The 20,421-nt window shown below is 72.2% G+C and carries 16 protein-coding genes and 1 pseudogene; 10 read left to right on the top strand and 7 right to left on the bottom strand.

Translation table 11 applies throughout. The features are described 5' to 3' along the window. Window positions 1-85: 85 nt before the first annotated feature. Window positions 86-1,045 (bottom strand): methylmalonyl Co-A mutase-associated GTPase MeaB, encoded by a 960-nt coding sequence (gene meaB, locus ABZT03_RS03955; RefSeq protein ID WP_356033097.1) that lies wholly within the window; start codon window positions 1,043-1,045, stop codon window positions 86-88. A gap of 41 nt (window positions 1,046-1,086) precedes the next feature. Continuing rightward, the gene (locus tag ABZT03_RS03950) at window positions 1,087-2,289 is read right to left on the bottom strand and encodes an acetyl-CoA C-acetyltransferase (RefSeq protein ID WP_356033093.1); all 1,203 of its coding nucleotides are present in this window, start codon (window positions 2,287-2,289) and stop codon (window positions 1,087-1,089) included. A gap of 152 nt (window positions 2,290-2,441) precedes the next feature. On the opposite strand from ABZT03_RS03950, the gene mce reads away from it, so the two are divergent. The 7 genes from mce (at window position 2,442) to ABZT03_RS03915 (ending at window position 12,181) form a co-directional block, all read left to right on the top strand. Next, the gene (gene mce, locus ABZT03_RS03945; protein ID WP_356033090.1) at window positions 2,442-2,882 is read left to right on the top strand and encodes a methylmalonyl-CoA epimerase; all 441 of its coding nucleotides are present in this window, start codon (window positions 2,442-2,444) and stop codon (window positions 2,880-2,882) included. A 210-nt stretch (window positions 2,883-3,092) separates the two neighbouring features. Next, the gene (gene scy / locus ABZT03_RS03940; RefSeq protein ID WP_356033088.1) at window positions 3,093-6,974 is read left to right on the top strand and encodes a polarized growth protein Scy; all 3,882 of its coding nucleotides are present in this window, start codon (window positions 3,093-3,095) and stop codon (window positions 6,972-6,974) included. Window positions 6,975-7,156: 182 nt separating this feature from the next. Beyond that, complete coding sequence (locus ABZT03_RS03935; protein WP_356033085.1) at window positions 7,157-8,089, top strand: cellulose-binding protein; 933 nt, start codon at window positions 7,157-7,159, stop codon at window positions 8,087-8,089. A 119-nt stretch (window positions 8,090-8,208) separates the two neighbouring features. After that, complete coding sequence (locus ABZT03_RS03930; RefSeq protein WP_356033082.1) at window positions 8,209-9,159, top strand: ABC transporter ATP-binding protein; 951 nt, start codon at window positions 8,209-8,211, stop codon at window positions 9,157-9,159. Between the two features lie 2 nt (window positions 9,160-9,161). Continuing rightward, a complete protein-coding gene (locus ABZT03_RS03925; protein WP_356033181.1) occupies window positions 9,162-9,929 on the top strand; it encodes an ABC transporter permease in 768 nt (255 codons plus the stop codon). Between the two features lie 117 nt (window positions 9,930-10,046). Beyond that, window positions 10,047-11,312, top strand: coding sequence for an ABC transporter ATP-binding protein (locus tag ABZT03_RS03920; protein WP_356033080.1), 1,266 nt, complete (start codon window positions 10,047-10,049; stop codon window positions 11,310-11,312). Further along, window positions 11,309-12,181 carry an ABC transporter permease subunit gene (locus ABZT03_RS03915; RefSeq protein WP_356033077.1) on the top strand — a complete coding sequence of 291 codons (873 nt, stop codon included), beginning with the start codon at window positions 11,309-11,311 and terminating at the stop codon, window positions 12,179-12,181. The genes ABZT03_RS03920 and ABZT03_RS03915 overlap by 4 nt, the downstream gene beginning before the upstream one ends. Window positions 12,182-12,199: 18 nt before the next feature. Here the strand turns inward: ABZT03_RS03915 and ABZT03_RS03910 are convergent, their stop codons facing one another. After that, window positions 12,200-12,532: an ATP/GTP-binding protein gene (locus ABZT03_RS03910; RefSeq protein ID WP_356033074.1), complete on the bottom strand. Its 333-nt coding sequence runs from the start codon at window positions 12,530-12,532 to the stop codon at window positions 12,200-12,202. 222 nt (window positions 12,533-12,754) lie between these two features. On the opposite strand from ABZT03_RS03910, the gene ABZT03_RS03905 reads away from it, so the two are divergent. Continuing rightward, on the top strand, window positions 12,755-13,783 hold the full coding sequence (locus ABZT03_RS03905) for an LLM class flavin-dependent oxidoreductase (protein WP_356033072.1): 1,029 nt from the start codon (window positions 12,755-12,757) through the stop codon (window positions 13,781-13,783). An 83-nt stretch (window positions 13,784-13,866) separates the two neighbouring features. Here ABZT03_RS03905 and ABZT03_RS03900 read toward each other — a convergent pair whose 3' ends face one another. Then, a complete protein-coding gene (locus ABZT03_RS03900) occupies window positions 13,867-14,259 on the bottom strand; it encodes an SCO5389 family protein (protein ID WP_356033069.1) in 393 nt (130 codons plus the stop codon). A 304-nt stretch (window positions 14,260-14,563) separates the two neighbouring features. On the opposite strand from ABZT03_RS03900, the gene nucS reads away from it, so the two are divergent. Continuing rightward, window positions 14,564-15,235, top strand: coding sequence for an endonuclease NucS (gene nucS, locus ABZT03_RS03895; RefSeq protein ID WP_356033066.1), 672 nt, complete (start codon window positions 14,564-14,566; stop codon window positions 15,233-15,235). 110 nt (window positions 15,236-15,345) lie between these two features. Here the strand turns inward: nucS and ABZT03_RS03890 are convergent. The 3 genes and pseudogenes from ABZT03_RS03890 to ABZT03_RS03880 all read right to left on the bottom strand — a co-directional run bounded on the left by ABZT03_RS03890 (window position 15,346) and on the right by ABZT03_RS03880 (window position 19,502). Continuing rightward, window positions 15,346-17,904, bottom strand: a pseudogene (locus ABZT03_RS03890) (ATP-binding protein). A 275-nt stretch (window positions 17,905-18,179) separates the two neighbouring features. Continuing rightward, window positions 18,180-18,503, bottom strand: coding sequence for an STAS domain-containing protein (locus tag ABZT03_RS03885; protein WP_356033063.1), 324 nt, complete (start codon window positions 18,501-18,503; stop codon window positions 18,180-18,182). A 150-nt stretch (window positions 18,504-18,653) separates the two neighbouring features. Further along, window positions 18,654-19,502 carry a 3-hydroxyacyl-CoA dehydrogenase family protein gene (locus ABZT03_RS03880; RefSeq protein WP_356033061.1) on the bottom strand — a complete coding sequence of 283 codons (849 nt, stop codon included), beginning with the start codon at window positions 19,500-19,502 and terminating at the stop codon, window positions 18,654-18,656. A gap of 326 nt (window positions 19,503-19,828) precedes the next feature. Here ABZT03_RS03880 and ABZT03_RS03875 point away from each other — a divergent pair, with 326 nt between their 5' ends. Next, complete coding sequence (locus ABZT03_RS03875) at window positions 19,829-20,401, top strand: cob(I)yrinic acid a,c-diamide adenosyltransferase (protein WP_356033059.1); 573 nt, start codon at window positions 19,829-19,831, stop codon at window positions 20,399-20,401. Window positions 20,402-20,421: the final 20 nt, after the last annotated feature.

Raw genomic sequence — 20,421 nt, 5'->3', positions numbered from 1 at the left:
CGCCGGACGAGCGGCGGGCGGAGCGCGCACCGGGCTCCGCCCCGCCGGGACCGACGGCGGCGCACCGCCGTCGGTCCCGGCGCCCTCAGGCGCCCTCGGTCAGCCCCGCCACCAGTTCGTCGGCCGCCCGGTAGGGGTCCAGCCGCCCGGCCACGATCCGCTCGGCCAGGCTGCTCAGCCGCCGGTCGCCGTGCAGGTCGCCGATGCGCTCCCGCAGGGCCGTGACCGCGATCGTCTCCACCTCGCGGGCGGCGCGGGCCGTCCGGCGCTCGGCCAGGATCCCCCGCTCCTCCATCCACGCACGGTGCTTCTCCAGGGCCTCGACGACCTCGTCGACACCCTCCGAGCGGGCCGCGACCGTCTTCACGATCGGCGGGCGCCAGTCCCCCGGCCCCCGCGACTCCCCCAGGCCGAGCATGTGGTTCAGCTCACGGGCCGTCGCGTCGGCGCCGTCACGGTCCGCCTTGTTGACGACGTACACGTCACCGATCTCCAGGATGCCCGCCTTGGCCGCCTGGATGCCGTCGCCCATACCGGGCGCCAGCAGCACCACGGAGGTGTCGGCCTGGGAGGCGATCTCCACCTCCGACTGGCCCACGCCCACCGTCTCCACGAGGATGACGTCGCAGCCCGCCGCGTCCAGGACGCGGATCGCCTGCGGAGCCGCCCAGGCGAGACCGCCCAGGTGACCGCGGGTGGCCATCGAGCGAATGTAGACCCCGGGGTCGGAGGCGTGCTCCGACATCCGCACCCGGTCGCCCAGCAGCGCCCCGCCGGAGAACGGCGAGGACGGGTCGACGGCCAGGACGCCGACCCGCCTGCCCTGCCTGCGGTACGCCGTCACCAGCGCCGAGGTCGACGTGGACTTGCCGACGCCCGGCGATCCGGTGAGGCCGACGACGTAGGCGTTGCCGGTCAGCGGCGCGAGCGCCGCCATGACCTCCCTGAGTTGCGGGGACGCCCCCTCCACCAGGGAGATCAGCCGGGCCACGGCCCGCGGCCGGCCTTCCCTGGCCTGGGCCACCAGGGTGGAGACGTCCTGCATCACAGCTCCGTTCGCTAGCAGTCGGGTACCGGAAAAGCGTCTCAGGCCCTGGCCACCCGCACGATCAGCGCGTCGCCCTGACCGCCGCCGCCGCACAGGGCCGCCGCGCCGACCCCGCCGCCGCGCCGCTTCAGCTCGAGCGCGAGGTGCAGGACCAGGCGGGCGCCGGACATCCCGATGGGGTGGCCGAGGGCGATGGCACCCCCGTTGACGTTCACCTTTTCCGTGGACACGCCGAGGTCCTTCATTGACTGGACGGCGACCGCGGCGAACGCCTCGTTGATCTCGACGAGGTCGAGATCGGAGACCTCCAGGCCCTCCTTCTTGAGGGCGTGCAGGATCGCGTTCGACGGCTGCGACTGCAAAGAGTTGTCCGGGCCCGCGACGTTGCCGTGCGCGCCGATCTCCGCGATCCAGTCCAGACCGAGCTCCAGCGCCTTGGCCTTGCTCATCACGACCACGGCGGCCGCGCCGTCCGAGATCTGCGAGGCGGAACCGGCAGTGATCGTGCCGTCCCGGGTGAACGCCGGACGCAGCTTGCCGAGGGACTCGGCGGTGGTGTCGCCGCGGATGCCCTCGTCCTTGCTGAAGACGACCGGCTCGCCCTTGCGCTGCGGGATCTCGACCGGGGTGATCTCCGCCTCGAAGAGGCCGTTCTTCTGCGCGGCGGCGGCCCGCTGGTGGCTGAGCGCCGCGAACTCGTCCTGCTCGGGGCGCTTGATGCCCAGGCGCGTGTTGTGCTTCTCCGTCGACTCGCCCATGGCGATGTTCTCGAAGGCGTCGGTCAGGCCGTCGTGGGCCATCGCGTCGAGCATCTCGATCGCGCCGTACTTGTAGCCCTCACGGGACTTCGGCAGCAGGTGGGGGGCGTTGGTCATGGACTCCTGGCCGCCCGCGACCACCACGTCGAACTCGCCGGCGCGGATGAGCTGGTCGGCCAGCGCGATGGCGTCGAGGCCCGACAGGCACACCTTGTTGATGGTGAGCGCCGGGACGCTCATCGGGATGCCGGCCTTGACGGCGGCCTGGCGGGCCGGGATCTGCCCGGCCCCGGCCTGGAGCACCTGGCCCATGATCACGTACTGCACCTGGTCGCCGCCGATCCCCGCACGGTCGAGGGCGGCCTTGATGGCGAAGCCGCCGAGTTCGGCTCCCGAGAAGGACTTCAGCGAGCCCAGCAGTCGTCCCATGGGCGTCCGGGCGCCCGCGACGATCACCGAGGTAGTGCTGTTCGTTCCAGACATGAGGTGCGATCCCCTTCCAGCTTGCACAGCCGAGAAGTGAGTGAACGAGGGTTTACTTCGAATGTACTGAGCGGTAGACCATCACGTCACCCGGCCGTCAGTGTGATCGCGCGCACGTTGCGTAACCACCTCCGGAGCGCTGCACTGGCAGCATGCTGACGCGAATCGACCACATCGGAATCGCCTGTTTCGACCTCGACAAGAGCGTCGAGTTCTACCGGGCCACCTACGGCTTCGAGGTGTTCCACTCCGAGGTCAACGAGGAGCAGGGCGTGCGCGAGGCCATGCTCAGGATCAACGGGACGTCCGACGGCGGGGCTTCTTATCTGCAACTTCTGGAACCCACCCGGGAGGACTCCACCGTCGCGAAGTGGCTCGCCAAGAACGGCGAGGGCGTGCACCACATCGCTTTCGGTACGGCAGACGTCGACGCGGACGCCGCGGACATCCGCGACAAGGGCGTACGCGTTCTGTACGAGGAGCCACGACGCGGCTCCATGGGGTCGCGGATCACCTTCCTGCACCCGAAGGACTGCCACGGCGTACTGACAGAACTGGTCACTTCGGCGCCTGTTGAGTCACCTGAGCACTGACCCTCGTACATATGGGCCGGTAGGGTTGGGGGCGGTCGCCGCTCCGAGAGGGTGACCGCGGGCCGGGGTCCGGGTTTCGGGGGACGAGCGTCGGGGCGACAGCCCGTGCTCCGCCGTTGATCTGACACCATTCCCCGGGGGCCCCGTTCGGGCGTATGGACGGAGCTCGTTTGGCCATACTTGTGACCAGGGGACGGATGGGACCGCGCAGTGCGGGGCTACGAACGCCAGGAGCGAGAGCCGGCGGCTGACGTCGACCACCTCTCTCGGTTCGAGGCCGAGATGGATCGGCTGAAGACCGAGCGGGAAAAGGCGATCCAGCACGCCGAGGACCTCGGCTACCAGGTCGAGGTGCTGCGCGCCAAGTTGCACGAGGCGCGGCGCACCCTCATGTCCCGACCGGCCTACGACGGCGGTGACATCGGCTACCAGGCCGAGCAGCTGCTCCGTAACGCCCAGATCCAGGCCGACCAGCTGCGGCTGGACGCCGAGCGGGAGCTGAGCCAGGCGCGGTCGCAGACCCAGCGCATCCTCCAGGAGCACGCCGAGCAGGCGGCCCGGCTCCAGGCGGAGCTGCACCAGGAGGCGGTCACCCGCCGGCAGCAGCTGGACCAGGAGCTCGCCGAGCGCCGGCAGACCGTCGAGTCGCACGTCAACGAGAACGTCGCGTGGGCCGAGCAGCTGCGCGCCCGCACCGAGCAGCAGGCCCGCCGCCTGCTGGAGGAGTCGCGGGCCGAGGCCGAGCAGGCCATGGCCGCCGCCCGGGCCGAGGCCGAGCGGGTCACCGCCGAGGCCCGCCAGCGGCTGCAGAGCGACGCCGAGGCGGCCCGCGCGGAGGCCGAGCAGTTGCTGCGCCGCGCCCGCGCCGACGCCGAGCGGCTGCTCAACGCCGCCTCGACGCAGGCCCAGGAGGCCACCGAGCACGCCGAGCAGCTGCGCACCTCCACCGCCAGCGAGTCCGACAGCGCGCGCCGCACCGCCCAGGAACTGAGCCGGACCGCCGAGCAGCGCATCGCGGAGGCCGACACGGCACTGCGTGAGGCGCGCGCCGAGGCCGAGAAGGTCCTCACGGAGGCGAAGGAGGCCGCCGCGAAGGCGCTCTCCAGCGCCGAGTCGGCCAACGAGCAGCGCACCCGTACGGCCAAGGAGCAGGTCGCCCGCCTGGTCGGCGAGGCCACCAAGGAGGCCGAGACCACCAAGTCGGACGCCGAGCAGCTGGTCGCCGACGCCCGCGCCGAGGCGGAGAAGATCCTCGCCGAGGCCGCGGAGAAGGCCCGCAGTCTCACCGCCGAGGAGACCGCCTCCCAGCTCGCCAAGACCGCCAAGACCGCCGAGGACGTCCTCAACAAGGCCCAGGAGGACGCCCGGCAGACCACCCGGGCGGCCGCCGAGGAGGCCGAGCGGATCCGCACGGAGGCGGAGACCGAGGCCGACCGGCTGCGCGCCGAGGCGCACGACATCGCCGAGCAGCTCAAGGGCTCCGCGAAGGACGACACCAAGGAGTACCGCGCCAAGACGGTCGAGCTGCAGGAGGAGGCGCGCCGGCTGCGCGGCGAGGCCGAGCAGCTGCGCGCCGACGCGGTCGCCGAGGGCGAGAAGATCCGGGCAGAGGCGCGGCGGGAGGCCGTCCAGCAGATCGAGGAGGCGGCCAGGACCGCCGAGGACCTGCTGGGCAAGGCCAAGGCCGACGCGGACGAGCTGCGGCAGAGCGCCACCGCGGACAGCGAGAAGGTCCGCACCGAGGCCATCGAGCGCGCCACCGCGCTGCGCCGGCAGGCCGAGGACACCCTGGAGCGCACCCGCAAGGAGGCCGAGCGGCACCGCGACGAGGCCCTGGAGCAGGCCGAGGGCATCAGGAACGACGCCGAGCAGGCCGGCCGCGAGCTGCGCGAGGAGACCGAGCGGGCCATAGAGACCCGCCGGGCCGAGGCCGCCCAGGAGCTGACCCGGCTGCACACCGAGGCCGAGGAGCGCCTCACCGTCGCCGAGCAGGCCCTCACCGACGCCCGCGAGGAGGCCTCGCGGATCCGCCGGGAGGCCGCCGAGGAGAACGAACGGCTGCGCGCCGAGGCCGCGGAGCGCGTCCGCACCCTCCAGGCGCAGGCCGCCGAGGAGGCCGACCGGCTGCGCACCGAGGCCGCGGCGGACGCGTCCGCGTCCCGGGCGGAGGGCGAGGCCATCGCCGTACGACTGCGGTCGGACGCGGTCACCGAGGCGGAGCAGCTGAAGGCGGAGGCGCAGGACAGCGCCGACCGGATGCGGGCGGAGGCGCAGGCCGCCGCCGAGCGGCTGGCCGCCGAGGCGTCGGAGACGCTGGCCGCCGCGCAGGAGGAGGCCGCCCGGCGCCGCCGCGAGGCCGAGGAACTCCTCGGCAGCGCCCGCCAGGAGGCCGGCCAGGAACGCGAGCAGGCCCGGGAGCAGAGCGAGGAGCTGCTGGCCTCGGCGCGCCGCCGGGTGGAGGACGCGCAGGCCGAGGCGGTCCGTCTGGTCGAGGAGGCCGACCGGCGGGCCAACGAGATGGTCTCGGCCGCCGAGCAGCACGCCCAGCAGGTGCGGGACGCGGTCGCCGGGCTGCACGAGCAGGCCCAGGAGGAGATCTCCGGGCTGCGTTCGGCCGCCGAGCACGTGGCGGGCCGGGTCCGCCGCGAGGCCGAGGAGGAGGCGGGCCGGGTCCGCGGCGACGCCTACGCCGAGCGGGAGCGGGCCGCGGAGGACGCGACCCGGATCCGGCGCGAGGCGAACGAGGAGACGGACGCCGCCAAGTCGCTCGCCGAGCACACGGTCTCGGAGGCGATCGCCGAGGCGGAGCGGCTGCGGTCGGACGCGTCGGAGCACGCCCAGCGGGTGCGCACCGAGGTGTCGGACCTGGTCGCCGAGGCGGACCAGGCCGCGGCACGCACCCGGGCGGACGCCCGCGAGGACGCCAACCGCATCCGGTCGGACGCGGCGAACCAGGCGGACACCCTCATCAACGAGGCGCGCTCGGAGGCGGAGCGGCTCCAGACGGAGACCCTCGCCGAGGCCGAGCGGCTCACGACGGAGACGGCGGCCGAGGCCGAGCGGGTCCGCGTCGAGGCGGTCACGAAGGCCGAGCGGCTGATCGCGGACGCCGCCGGGGACGCGGAGCGGCTGCGGGCCGAGGCCGCGGAGACGGTCGGTTCGGCGCAGCAGCACGCGGAGCGGGTCCGCGGCGAGTCGCAGCGCACCAAGGCGGCGGCCGAGGCGGAGGCGGAGCGTCTGGTGTCGGCCGCGCGCGAGGAGGCCGAGCGCACCCTCGACGAGGTCCGCCGGGACTCCAACAAGCGGCGCTCCGAGGCGGCCGAGCAGGTCGACAAGCTCATCACCGAGACCGCGGCGGAGGCCGACAAGCTGCTCACCGAGGCCCAGCAGCAGGCGCAGCGGACGACGGCCGACGCGGAGGCGCAGGCCGACAGCATGGTCGGCGCGGCCCGCAGCGAGGCCGACCGGCTGGTGTCGGAGGCGACGGTCGAGGGCAACTCGGCGGTGGAGAAGGCCCGTACGGACGCGGACGACCTGCTCGTCGGCGCCCGCAGGGACGCGACCGCGATCCGGGAGCGCGCGGAGGAGCTGCGCGAGCGGATCACCACCGAGATCGAGCAGCTGCACGAGCGGGCCCGGCGTGAGGCCGCCGAGACGATGAGGTCGACGGGCGACCGCTGCGACGCGCTCATCAAGGCCGCCGAGGAGCAGTTGGGCAAGGCGCAGGCGAAGGCGAAGGAGCTGGTCTCGGAGGCCAACTCGGAGGCCGGCAAGGTGCGTATCGCCGCCGTGAAGAAGGCCGAGGGTCTCCTCAAGGAGGCCGAGACGAAGAAGGCCACGCTGATCCGGGAGGCGGAGGAGCTCAAGGCCGAGGCGATCCGCGAGGCGCGGCGCACGGTCGAGGAGGGAAAGCGCGAACTGGAGATCCTGGTGCGCCGGCGCGAGGACATCAACGCCGAGATCTCCCGTGTCCAGGACGTCCTGGAGGCGTTGGAGTCCTTCGAGGCCCCGGCGGCGGGCAAGGACGGCGGCGTGAAGGCGGGTGCCACGGTCGGCGCTCCCCGTTCGGGCGGCAAGGCGTCAGACAGCTGACGCGCAGGTCGAATTGGGAGCCTTCTGACGCCTTTGAGCCAGTCTTTGGCAAGCCGTCCGCCGGTTAGCCACTCAAAAGGGGTGTCATTCTCCAGATCAAACGCGCATCCGCTCGATGACACACCGCTTCCGGCCCTAGGATTCCACCTATCACCTCACCGGTCTCATTCGACAGGAACCCCATGAGCGACACTTCCCCCTACGGCTTCGAGCTTGTGCGGCGTGGGTACGACCGCGCGCAGGTGGACGAACGGATCTCGAAGCTCGTCTCCGACCGTGACAGCGCTCTCGCCCGCATCACCGCTCTGGAAAAGCGCATCGAGGAGCTCCACCTCGAGACGCAGAACGCCCAGGCCCAGGTAAGCGACGCCGAGCCGTCGTACGCCGGTCTCGGCGCGCGTGTCGAGAAGATCCTCCGCCTCGCCGAGGAGGAGGCCAAGGATCTGCGCGAGGAGGCCCGTCGCGCCTCCGAGCAGCACCGTGAGCTCGCCGAGTCGGCGGCCCAGCAGGTTCGCAACGACGCGGAGTCGTTCGCCGCGGAGCGCAAGTCCAAGGCGGAGGACGAAGGCGTCCGGATCGTCGAGAAGGCCAAGAGCGACGCCTCGCAGCTGCGTTCGGAGGCGCAGAAGGACGCGCAGTCGAAGCGTGAGGAGGCCGACGCCCTCTTCGAGGAGACCCGCGCCAAGGCCGCTCAGGCCGCCGCCGACTTCGAGACGAACCTCGCCAAGCGCCGCGAGCAGTCCGAGCGCGACCTGGCCTCGCGTCAGCAGAAGGCGGAGAAGCGCCTCGCGGAGATCGAGCACCGCGCGGAGCAGCTGCGGCTGGAGGCGGAGAAGCTGCGCACGGACGCCGAGCGCCGCGCCCGTCAGACCGTCGAGACGGCGCAGCGCCAGGCCGAGGACATCGTGGCCGACGCGAACGCCAAGGCCGACCGCATCCGTTCGGAGTCCGAGCGTGAGCTCGCGGCGCTCACCAACCGCCGCGACTCGATCAACGCCCAGCTGACGAACGTGCGCGAGATGCTGGCGACGCTGACCGGTGCCGCGGTGGCCGCCGCGACGCCGGCCGAGGACGAGCCGATCTCCCGGGGCGTTCCGGCTCAGCAGTCCCGGTAGCCGTCGGCCGCCGGCTGCCTCCGGGCACCGGTGACCTCCGGGCATCCGGCAGCTGAACTCCCGCGAAGCCCTCTGCCACTCCGGTGGCAGGGGGCTTTGCCGCGTTCTAGCGTGGCCGCATGATCGAGCTCGAGGGCCTGACGAAGCGGTACGGCGACAAGGTGGCGGTCGACCACCTCACCTGCACCGTCAGGCCCGGCATCGTCACGGGCTTCCTCGGGCCGAACGGCGCCGGCAAGTCGACGACCATGCGGATGATGCTCGGCCTCGACCGCCCCACCGCCGGTGACGTCCGCATCGACGGCACGCACTACGACCGGCTCAGGGACCCGCTGCGCCACATCGGCGCCCTGCTGGACGCCAAGGCCACGCACGGCGGCCGCAGCGCCTTCAACCATCTGCTGTGCCTGGCCCAGAGCAACGGCATCCCGACCGGCCGGGTGCACGAGGTGCTGGACACGGTCGGTCTCACGTCGGTCGCCAGGAAGAAGGCCAAGGGCTTCTCCCTCGGCATGGGCCAGCGGCTCGGCATCGCGGGCGCGCTGCTCGGCGACCCGCGGATCCTGATGTTCGACGAGCCGGTCAACGGCCTCGACCCCGAGGGCATCCACTGGATCCGCAACCTGATGAAGTCCCTGGCCGCCCAGGGGCGGACCGTGTTCGTGTCGAGCCACCTGATGAGCGAGATGGCGCTGACCGCCGACCACCTCGTGGTCATCGGCCAGGGCCGGCTGCTCGCCGACACCTCCATGGCCGACTTCATCGACCAGAACTCGCGGTCGTACGTCCGTGTCCGCTCCCCCCAGCGCGAGCGGCTGCTCGACGTGCTGCACGGCGCGGGGATCACCGTGGTCGAGGCGGGCGGCGGCACGCTGGAGGTCGACGGCGGCAAGTCCGAGCTCATCGGGGAGCTGGCCGCGCGACACCAGCTCGTGCTGCACGAGCTGAGCCCCCAGCAGGCCTCCCTGGAGGAGGCGTTCATGCGGCTGACCGCGGAGTCGGTGGAGTACCACGCGCATTCGCAGGAGCCCGCGGACCGGCCGTGGGGCGACGACCGGACGAGGAGCTGAAGATGGCGGCGATCCAGGTCGTCCGGTCCGAGTGGACCAAGATCCGGTCGGTGGCGTCCACGGTGTGGACGCTGTCCCTCGCCGTGGTCGTCACCCTCGCGCTCGGCATGCTGATCTCGGCGCTGTCGCGCAATGAGTTCGACACCATGAGCGCGAAGGACCAGGTCTCCTTCGACCCGACGTTCATCAGCTTCGCGGGCATGAGCCTCGGGCAGCTCGCGATGATCGTGTTCGGGGTGCTCGTCGTGTCGAACGAGTACAGCACCGGCATGATCCGCACCTCGCTGGCCGCCGTACCGCAGCGCGGCACGTTCCTGTTCAGCAAGATCGCGGTGGCCACCGGGCTGTCCCTCGCCGTGGGCCTGGTGACCAGCTTCCTCGCCTTCTTCCTAGGGCAGGCGATGCTCGGCTCGCACCGGGCGTCGATCGGCGACACGGGGGTCCTGCGCGCGGTGCTCGGCGGCGGCCTCTACATGGCCCTGATCGCGATGTTCTCGATGGGTGTGGCGGCGATGCTGCGCTCGCCGATGCTGTCGCTGGGCATCCTGATGCCGTTCTTCTTCCTGATCTCCAACATCCTCGGCAACGTGTCGGCGACGAAGAAGATCGGCCGGTTCCTGCCGGACCAGGCCGGCAGCAGGATCCTGCGGGTGGTGACCCCCCTCGACGACACGCCGTACGGTCCCTGGGGCGGGCTGGGCATCATGGCGCTTTGGGTGCTTGCGGCTCTTGCGGGCGGATACGTCCTGCTCAAGCGGCGCGACGCGTAGCCGACCCGCCCGGGGCTTTGCCTTCCCTTGGGTGGAACCGTCAGCTCCCCGATAAGCTCCTAACCCTTACGGGGGGCGTGTGCCCCGCTGTCCTGAACCTTTCGATGGGTGCGGAGCATGATCGAGGCAGTCGGCCTGACCAAGCGCTACGGCGACAAGACCGCTGTGTACAACCTTTCCTTCCAGGTGCGGCCGGGTGCCGTCACCGGTTTCCTCGGGCCCAACGGCTCGGGCAAGTCGACGACCATGCGGATGATCCTCGGCCTGGACAACCCCACCTCGGGCCAGGTCACGATCGGCGGCTTCCCGTACCGCAAGCTGCCCAACGCCCCCCGCCAGGTCGGCGCCCTGCTGGACGCCAAGGCGGTGCACGGCGGCCGGCACGCCCGCAATCACCTGCTGAGCCTGGCCCAGCTGTCGGGCATCCCCGCCCGCCGGGTGGACGAGGTGCTGGGCGTCGTCGGGCTCCAGGACGTGGCACGGAAGCGGTCCAAGGGCTTCTCCCTGGGCATGGGCCAGCGGCTCGGCATCGCGGCCGCGCTGCTCGGTGACCCCCAGGTGCTGCTGTTCGACGAGCCCGTCAACGGCCTCGACCCCGAGGGCATCCTCTGGGTGCGCAACCTGATGCGGGCCCTCGCGGCGGAGGGCCGGACCGTCTTCGTGTCCAGCCACCTGATGAGCGAGATGGCGCTGACGGCCGACCACCTGATCGTCATCGGGCGCGGGCAGCTGCTGTCCGACATGAGCATCCGGGACTTCATCTCGGCGAACTCGGCCGACTTCGCCCGCGTGCGCACGCCGGACACCGAGCCGCAGGTACGGGAGAAGCTGACGGTCGCGCTGACCGAGGCGGGCGGCCACGTCATGCCGGAGCAGGACGGCGCGCTGCGCGTCACGGGGCTGGCGCTGCCCAGGATCAGCGACATCGCCCACGACTGCGACGTACGCCTGTGGGAGCTGTCGCCGCACCAGGCCTCGCTGGAGGAGGCGTATATGCGGATGACGCAGGGCGCCGTCGACTACCGCTCGACCACAGACCAGAAGGCCGGGCTGATGCAGCCGCTGCCTCCCGGCGCGCAGCCGCCGACGCCGGTGCCGGGGCAGGGCCAGCCGGGCTGGTACGCCCCGCCGCCGCCCCAGCAGGGCGGGCAGCCCTTCGCGATGCCCCAGGGACAGCCGGCGCCGCAGGCACCTCCGGGGCTCCCGGGACAGCCGCCGCCCGGGCCGTACGGCGCTCCCGGCGGGCCGGGTGCCGCCGCGGGCGCGGGTCATCCCAACCCGTACGCGCAGCCGGCCGCCGCCGCGCAGCCTCCCGCCGCCCCGGCCCCCGCCCGGCCCACCGCCCCCGCAGCCGACCTGACCAAGCCCGAGGACGCCCGATGAGCACCCCCCAGCCCCCGACGCAGCAGGGCGCGCCCGCCTGGCAGGCGGCGCCCGGTCCCTCGTCGTACCCCACGTACACCTCGCCGATCCCGGTGGTGCGCACGCACCTCGGGCACGCGCTCGCCTCCGAGTGGACGAAGATCAGGTCGGTGCGCTCCACGATGTGGACGCTCGGTGTGTTCGTCCTGCTGGTGGTCGGCATCGGCCTGCTGACCGGGGTGGTGGTCGGCTCGTCGAGTTCGGACCTGTCGGGTGAGAACCCGCTGTCCATGGGCTTCTTCGGGCTGCTGCTGGGCAGCATGTGCCTCATCACGCTGGGCGTGCTGACCACGGCCTCGGAGTACGGCACCGGCATGATCCGCACCACGATGACCGCCTGCCCGACCCGCGGCCGGGTGCTGGCGGCGAAGGCGATCGTGTTCTTCGCGGTGGCGTTCGTCGTCACGCTGGTCGCCTCCTGCTTCGTGGCCCTGATGCAGATCCCGCTGCTGGACGGCACCGGCGCCAAGGACCCGACGGGCCAGGAATGGCTGAAGGCCACGGTCGGCGTCTCGCTCTACCTGGCGCTGCTCGGGCTGCTCTCGCTCGTCGTCGGCTCGATCATCCGGCACTCGGCGGGCGCGATCACCATCATGATCGGCGCCGTGCTGGCCCCGTTGGTGATCGCGCTGTTCATGTTCTCGCGGTCGCTGGAGGGCGTGCGCCAGGCCCTGTTCGAGTACTCGATCCCGAACCAGCTGAGCGTGTTCTACTCCAACTCCCTGACGGACACGGGCCCGTCGGGCTGGGACCCGCTGTGGATCGTCCTCGGGGTGACGGCGGTGGCGTTCGCCGGTGCCTACGCGCTGCTGGAGAAGCGGGACGTGTAGGGAGGGACGAGGACGGCGTCAGAACCTGGGCGCGTTACGGGACCGCTGCACCCGCGTGGTGCGGCGGTCCTTCGCGTTCCAGCACGCCTTGTGCCAGTGCCGGCGTTCGTCGACGCCGGAGTGCTCGGGCCAGGCCACGACGTGCGGGACCCCGGAGGCGATCATCTGGTCGCAGCCGGGGCAGCGGTAGGTCTTGCCCTGCGCGCTCGCCCCGGCCACATGGCGCACGCTCCACTGCTCGCCCTGCCAGCCCTCCGTGGCCTGCCAGCCCCCGTAGCGGCCCGCGCGGTCGTCCTCGGCGCCGCGGGCGGCCGGGGCGCCTTCCTTGGGTCGGTTGCGACGCGGGGACACGGGACACCTCACGGGGCTATACAGGATGCAGGGGCCGCGTCCAGCCTACGCGGCACGGACAGGGCCAGGCGTAGGGGACCAACCCCCTCAAGTCACCCTCCCATACGACCCATTCTGCAGACAATCCGCAAATCTCTTCGCCAGGCCGTGTCCTCGGCACGTGTCACACGGTTATGCCCGGTGGGGGAGCTCCGCGTCGGAGCCAAGGAAGCAGGAAGAGCAATGCGCGTAGGAAGTTTCGTGTTGGCCGCCCAGTTCCCGGGACAGGGCCAGGGGGAGGCGCTGCACCGCGCGGTCCGCTCGGCCGAGGTGGCCGAGGAGGCGGGGCTCGACACGGTCTGGCTGGCCGAGCACCACTTCGTGCCGTACGGCACCTGTCCGTCGGCGATCACCCTGGCGGCCCTGCTGCTCGGCCGCACCCGCCGGATCCATGTGGGCACCGCGGTCAGTGTGCTGCCCATCGTCCATCCGGTGGCGCTCGGCGAGCAGGCCGCGCTGCTGCACGTGGCGAGCGGCGGGCGCTTCTCGCTGGGGGTGGGGCGCGGCGGACCGTGGGTCGACCTGGAGGTGTTCGGGGCGGGCCTGGAGGCGTACGAGAAAGGGTTCCCGGAATCACTCGATCTGCTGGTTCGCTGGCTGCGCGAGGCGTCGGTCGGGGCCGCCGGGGAGCGCTACTCGTTTCGCGAAGTGCCCGTCGTACCGCGGCCGTCGGAGTCCCTGTCGGAGACCGCGGGTCCCGAGGTCGTCGTCGCCTGCACCTCCCCCGCGAGCGTGCGGCTCGCGGCCGAGCGCGGGCTGCCGATGCTGCTCGGGATGCACGTGGGGGACGAGGAGAAGGCGGAGATGGTCGCTCTGTGGCGGCGGCACGCGCGGGCGGCGGGCCGGCCGGCCGAGGAGATCCTCGGCGCGGCCCATGTGTCGGCCGGCGTGTGCCAGATCGCCGACCGGCGCCCCGACGCGGTGGAGACGCTGACGAAGGCGATGCCCGGCTGGCTCAGGCAGGGCCTGGAGGCCCATGTCACGGTGGACGGGCGGCGGCGTTCGATGCGCGACCCGCTGGCGTACACCGAACTGCTCTGCGGGCTGCACCCGGTGGGCACTCCGCGGCTGTGCGCGGACCGGCTCGCGGCGACCAGCGAGCGCACCGGCATCTCGCGCTTCGCACTGCTCGTCGAGGGGTCGGGGGATCTCGCCGCGACCGAGGAGAACCTCAGGCGACTGGGCGCCGAGGTGCTTCCGCACCTCGGCTGAATATGCCCCCTGCGGACCGCTTGCCGCCCCGGTACCGAACGCACCTCCCACGTACGGAGCGGCAAGCAGACGGGCTCACCGCGTCAGCAGTCCCTGAACTCCGGTGACTGGTTCAGCAACTGACTGCGCACCGAGGTGAAGCGGGCCAGCGTCTCGTCGACCGAGGAGTCAGCCGGGAACACCGCCACCCGGTGGCAGTTCTGGAAGGCCAGTCGCACACCGAAATGCCTCTGCAGCGCACCGCGTATCGCGTCACTCGCAAGTGCACGCAGCAGCTGACCGCGTGCCTGCTCGTCCGGCGGAGGCGTCTGGTTGTCGGCGAACTGTCCGCCGTCCACCTTCAGCTGGGCCACCAGGGAGCTGATCATCTCCCATGCGTAAGGCAGGGAGGTCCGGACGCAGTCGACGAATTCCGCTTCGTCGACCTCGCCTCGCTCGGCCTTTTCGAGTAGGGCCGGTGAGACGTCGAGCGACATGGGTTCTCCTCTCGCACCCCCGACGAGCAGGGGTTGCCGGACAGATGAGGGAGTCCGCGCTGCCGAACACGCTGAGTACACGTCTCGCGACCTCCCGTTTATACGGTAAGCAGCCAACGGGGGCGGCACCAGGAGATTGCGTACATAGGGCGACCTCAATAGGCACACAATCGGCCACTGGTGAACAGGGGTGACCCGGGTCGTCCACCACCACAGGCGCGGCCCGTTCCGGCCCTCCCGGCGAGGGCGGGCGGAGGGGAGGCGAATCGCGTGCACCCCGGCCCGTCGAGTAGCGTTGCCGACCATGCGTCTCGTCATTGCCCGCTGCTCCGTCGACTACGCGGGCCGGCTCACCGCCCATCTCCCCTCCGCACCCCGGCTGATCCTGGTCAAGGCGGACGGAAGCGTCTCGATCCACGCGGACGACCGGGCCTACAAGCCCCTCAACTGGATGTCGCCGCCCTGCACCCTCAAGGAGGGCAGCGGGGACGAGGAAGGCGTCTGGACCGTCGTCAACAAGGCGGGCGAGAAGCTCATCATCACCATGGAGGAAGTCCTCCACGACTCCTCGCACGAACTGGGCGTAGACCCCGGCCTGATCAAGGACGGCGTGGAAGCGCACCTCCAGGAACTCCTGGCCGACCGCATCGACACGCTCGGCGAGGGCTACACGCTCATCCGCCGCGAGTACATGACGGCGATCGGACCCGTCGACATCCTGTGCCGGGACGCGACCGGGCAGACCGTCGCGGTCGAGATCAAGCGGCGCGGCGAGATCGACGGCGTGGAGCAACTCACGCGCTACCTGGAGCTGTTGAACCGCGATCCACATCTCGCCCCGGTCCGCGGTGTCTTCGCCGCGCAGGAGATCAAGCCGCAGGCCCGCGTCCTCGCCACCGACCGGGGCATCGGCTGCCAGGTCCTCGACTACAACGCGCTGCGGGGCATCGAGGACGACAAGCTGCGCCTGTTCTGACCGACGGCCCGGGCGGCCGTACGACGCCGCCCGACGGCCCTCGCGGGAGGTACGGCGGTCAGGGGCCGGGTCCGGCGGACGGACCCGGCCCCACCGCGTCCCGAGCGGTGTCAGATCAGCGGGTCCGAACCGGTCGGCGGCGTGTCCTGACCGCCGCTCACCGGGGCGCTCGCCGAACGGCTCGTCGCGGCCGGGGCGCTGGAGGAGGCGGGTCCGCTGGCGGAGTTGCCGGTGCTCGGGGCGGTCGACGTCGGCGAACCGGACGGCGATCCGCTGCCGGTCGGCGAGGGCGAACCCGAGGTCGACGGGCTGGGGCTGCCGGAGGAGCCGGTGGGCTTCCCGGTCGGTGAGGCCGGCCTGGACGTCGAGGGCCTCGTGGAGGGCGTGGACGGCGAACTCGACGGACTGCTCTGCGACCCCCGCGTCCCGCTCGGATCGTCCGAGGGTCCCGCCGTCCGCTTCGGCGTCGGGTCGTCCGACGTGCCGAGCGTGCCGTCCGGGCCCGGGTCGGTCGGCCGGCTCGTCGCGGGGCCGGTGTCGCCGGAGCCCGTGCCGTCCTTCGCCGCCTTGTCGGCGCCCAGGCTGTCGTCACCGGCGCCCTGGCCGGCCGTCGGGTTGACGCCCACCCGGTCGGAGGGGTCGTTCGCGTCGTTGTTGGAGGTGGCGCCGAGCGTCACCACCGTGCCCAGCACGGCCACCAGGAGCGCTCCCGCGCCGGCCGCGACCAGGTTGCGGCGGGCGTATGCCCGGATGCCCCGCTCCTCGCGCTTCGGGGCCCGCGGCGCGCCGGTCTGCTGGACGGCCACGGACGTGGTGTCACGGGCCGGCGGGCGCAGCGGCGGGAAGGGCGTGGGTATGCCGCGCGCCGGGGACGCCGACTCGTCGTGGCGCGCGTCGGACACCTCCTCGCCGGCCGCGGAGCCGAGGCCGGCCGGCAGTGCGAGGCCGGAGGGCGTGCCGGAGCGGTCGGCGACCAGGGCGAGGGCGCGGCGGCTCGCGACGGTGCCGCGCTTGTCGGCGAGGGCGCCGCGCAGGCCGACCGAGGTCTCCAGTTCGCTGCGGGCCCGGTCGAGCTCTCCGCCGCACAGCGCGAGCACGCCGAGTTCGTGGTGGAAGTACGCCCGCTCGGCGACGTCCTCCGCGAGCCGGGCGGACTCGTCACCGAGTTGCAGGGTCTGTTCCCAGGCGCTCCAGTCCAGGCCCGCGGCGAACGCGGGCGCCGCCGTGCGGGCCAGCTGGACCGTGGCGCTCTCCTGGCCCTCGCCGGGTGCCGTGGTGGCCGGCGCGAGCACGCCGAGGGCGGCGAGCAGGGCGTCCGACTCGGCGCACACCCGCTCCGGGCCGACCGAGGGGTGTCCGGCCCACCAGGTGTAGTGCTGGGCGGCGGCCAGGGCCAGGGCGTCGGCCTCGTCGCCGTATCCGGCGGCCTCCAGCTGGGTCTGGACGCCCGCCGCGAGCCGGTAGCGGGCGCCGACCGGGGAGACCAGTCCGCAGGCCACCAGTTCGCCGAGGGCGGCGTCCGCGTGGGTGTCGCCGACGAGGGCGGGCAGGTGCGCCTGGTGCGGCACCTCCCCGCCGAGCGCGACGGCGAAGCGCAGGGTGCCCCGCGCCGAGGCGCTGAGCCGGGAGGCCAGCAGCGGGGCGGGCGCGGCGGCCTCGCCGAGGGAGGGCAGCGGGACGCTGTCGCCGTCCTCGGCCTCCACGGGGGCGTCGGCGACCGGCGCGTCCGCGAAGACGCCGAACTCGTCGACGGCGCTGGTGCCGGCCCGCACCTCGTCGCGGCGGCGCAGCAGGGCGCCGGCCTGGACGAAGCGCAGCGGCAGGCCCTCGGACTCGAACCAGAGGTCGCCGGCCCAGTTGGCCTCCTCCTCGGTGAGGACGCGGCCGACGGAGCGTTCCAGGAGTGCCAGGCCGTCGGCGCGGTCGAGGCCGCCGAGCACGACCTCCTAGACGGCGGAGCCGGCCGACGGTGCGGGCACGTCGGGGGTGGCGGCCATCAGGAAGGCGCACTCGGGGGTGGCTTCGATGAGCTCGTCGAGGGCGGCACCGCCGAACTCCAGGTCGTCCAGGACGACGACCGCGCCGACGTCCCTGAGGCAGGCGCGCAGTTCGTCCGGGCCGGGGCGGTGGCGGGGCGCGTCGTGGACGGCGTGGAAGAGCTCGTGGAGCAGGTCGTCCGTGGAGCGGCGGAAGCCGGTGAGGCGGATCACGCCGTCGGGGGCGAGGTCCTCGCAGTCGTCGGCGACGAGGGCGAGGAGGCTGGTGCGGCCGGAGCCGGCGGGTCCGGTGAGGCGCACGGAACGGCCGCGGGCGAGCAGGCGCACGAGTTGTTCGCGTTCGTCCTGGCGGGCCAGGAGGGGCAGCACGGTGGGTGTCGGGCCGGGCGGCACGGGCGGCCTCGCGGCACGGGCGACGTCGAAGCGTTCGGCGAGGGCGCGCTTACGGGGCCGCTCCGGCCGCTCGCCCGGCGGGCAGGCCTCTATCTCGCTGCCGTCGACGGGGTTGACGGTGAGCAGGAAGTCACCGGCGACCAGCCGCACGGTGCGGGCGAGCGCGGGAGCGTGCTGCCCGAAGTCCGATGTGAGGGCCTCCCTGGGCTGGCGCTGGCGCGGCGCGTCGCCGTCACCGTCGTGGCCGTGCTCCTCGGGTCCCCGGTTGTTCGGGTCCATAGGTTCGAGCCCCCCAAAAGCGTCGTGTGCCGAGCCCCTCCCGGCCTTGCCGCACACCGCGCTGTCGCTTCTGGTCCGGGCCCGCTCAAGGGTTGTCACGCAGCGGGCGACCGAACCTTAAACCTTTAGTCAGTATCTCCGACAGTCCGGGGTACCGCGCCGTCCGGGACATCACGGTCTCATGAGGACTGCCCGCGTCCGGTTCGCGGTGCTCCGACCGGGTCTCCCCCACCCGCCGCGCCACACCAGTGGTGCGCGTCACATCACGCGGGGGGTCACACGCGGGGCAGGGACTCCACGCCGATGCCGCCCTCGATCGCCAGGATGCGGTGCAGCCGGGTGGCGACCAGCAGGCGCTGCATCTGCAGCGGCACGTCGCGCAGGACCAGCCGTCGGCCGCAGCGGCCGGCCCGCCGGTGCGCTCCCATGATCACCCCGAGCCCGGTGGCGTCCCAGGAGTCCAGCTCGGACAGGTCGAGCACGAGGTCGCCGACTCCGTCGTCGACGGCCGAGTGCAGGACCGTACGGGCGTCCGCCGCGCTGCGGACGTCGAGGCGGCCCCCGACGACCAGCTCGGCGTGGTCGCCCCTGATGAACATATGCGCTCCCCGAGAGTGCGTGCGTGCTCCGTGTCTGATGTGTTCGGTGATGCAACCTCTGACGGCGTGAGACCCTCAGAGGTTGCCGTCCGTGAGCGAACCGATACCCAATTCACTCGGGCGGGTGATACGCCCGAGGTGCGTGCGGTTTCAGTGCTTGTAGAAGCCCTGCCCGCTCTTGCGTCCGATGTCACCGGCGTCAACCATCCGGCGCATCAGCTCCGGCGGTGCGAACTTCTCGTCCTGGGACTCGGTGTAGATGTTGCTGGTGGCGTGCAGCAGGATGTCGACGCCGGTCAGGTCCGCCGTGGCCAGCGGGCCCATCGCGTGACCGAAGCCCAGCTTGCAGGCGAGGTCGATGTCCTCGGCGGTGGCGACGCCCGACTCGTAGAGCTTGGTCGCCTCGACGACGAGCGCGGAGATCAGACGGGTGGTCACGAACCCGGCCACGTCCCGGTTGACGACGATGCAGGTCTTGCCGACGGACTCGGCGAACTCCCGCGCGGTGGCGAGGGTTTCGTCGCTGGTCTTGTAGCCGCGGACCAGCTCGACGAGCTGCATCATCGGCACCGGCGAGAAGAAGTGCACGCCGACGACGCGTTCCGGGCGTTCGGTGGCCGCCGCGATCTTGGTGATCGGGATGGCGGAGGTGTTGGAGGCCAGCACGGCGTCCTCGCGCACGATCTTGTCGAGCGCGCGGAAGATCTCGTGCTTGACCTCCAGCTTCTCGAAGACGGCCTCGATCACGACGTCGGCGTCCGCGACGGCGTCCAGGTCGGTGGTCGCGGTGATCCGGGAGATGGCGGCGTCGGCGTCGTGCGCCTCCAGCTTCCCCTTGGCGACGAACCTGTCGTAGGAGGCCTTGATGCCGTCGGTACCGCGTGTCAGCGCCTCGTCGGTGACGTCGCGCAGGACGACGTCCCAGCCCGCCTGTGCGGAGACCTGGGCGATACCGGAACCCATGAGCCCGGCGCCGATGACGGCAAGCTTCCGTGCCACTGTGCGACTCCCCTGTGAACGCTTACACACTGTTGACGTATGACTCTTCGGCGGACACTAGCGCTCGTGCGACGGCGTGTGACCGCTAAGTAATGCGCGTCACGTCTCATCTGACGGACGTCACACCGGCAGGGGTCACCGCTCCCCTCGTACGGCCTAGTTGAGCCCCTTTTCGCGCAACAACTCCGCTATGTCGCCGAGGAGCGCGTGGGTGCGGACGTGACACTTCGTCCGGGATTGCGCCCGGCGCTCGCCCCACGGCCGGCCGGCACCGCGGGCGGGCCCGCGCGTCGCCCGAACCGGTGCCGCGTAACTACGCTGGCCCCATGGTCAATCTGACGCGCATCTACACCCGGACCGGCGACCGGGGCACCACCGCACTCGGCGACATGAGCCGGGTTGCCAAGACCGATCTGCGGATCTCCGCGTACGCGGACGCCAACGAGGCGAACGCGGTGATCGGCACCGCGATCGCCCTAGGCGGTCTGGACGAGGAGGTCGTGAAGGTCCTCACCCGCGTCCAGAACGACCTGTTCGACGTGGGCGCCGACCTGTCGACGCCGGTGGTGGAGAACCCGCAGTTCCCGCCGTTGCGGGTCGAGCAGTTCTACGTGGACAAGCTGGAGGCGGACTGCGACCGCTTCAACGAACGGCTGGAGAAGCTGCGCTCCTTCATCCTTCCGGGCGGCACCGCGGGCGCGGCCCTGCTGCACCAGGCGTGCACGGTCGTACGGCGGGCCGAGCGCTCCACGTGGGCCGCGCTGGAGGCGCACGGCGAGGTGATGAACCCGCTCACGGCGACCTACCTCAACCGTCTGTCGGACCTGCTCTTCATTCTGGCGCGCACGGCCAACAAGGACATCGGGGACGTGCTGTGGGTCCCGGGCGGGGAGCGCTGAGAGCGGCCCTGCGCACGTCA

The sequence above is a fragment of the Streptomyces sp. NPDC005574 genome (assembly GCF_040605435.1).
In the GTDB taxonomy this organism is placed as follows: Bacteria; Actinomycetota; Actinomycetes; order Streptomycetales; family Streptomycetaceae; genus Streptomyces.
Note: the sequence above shows the minus strand (reverse complement) of the source record. Positions and strands in the feature narration are given on the sequence as shown.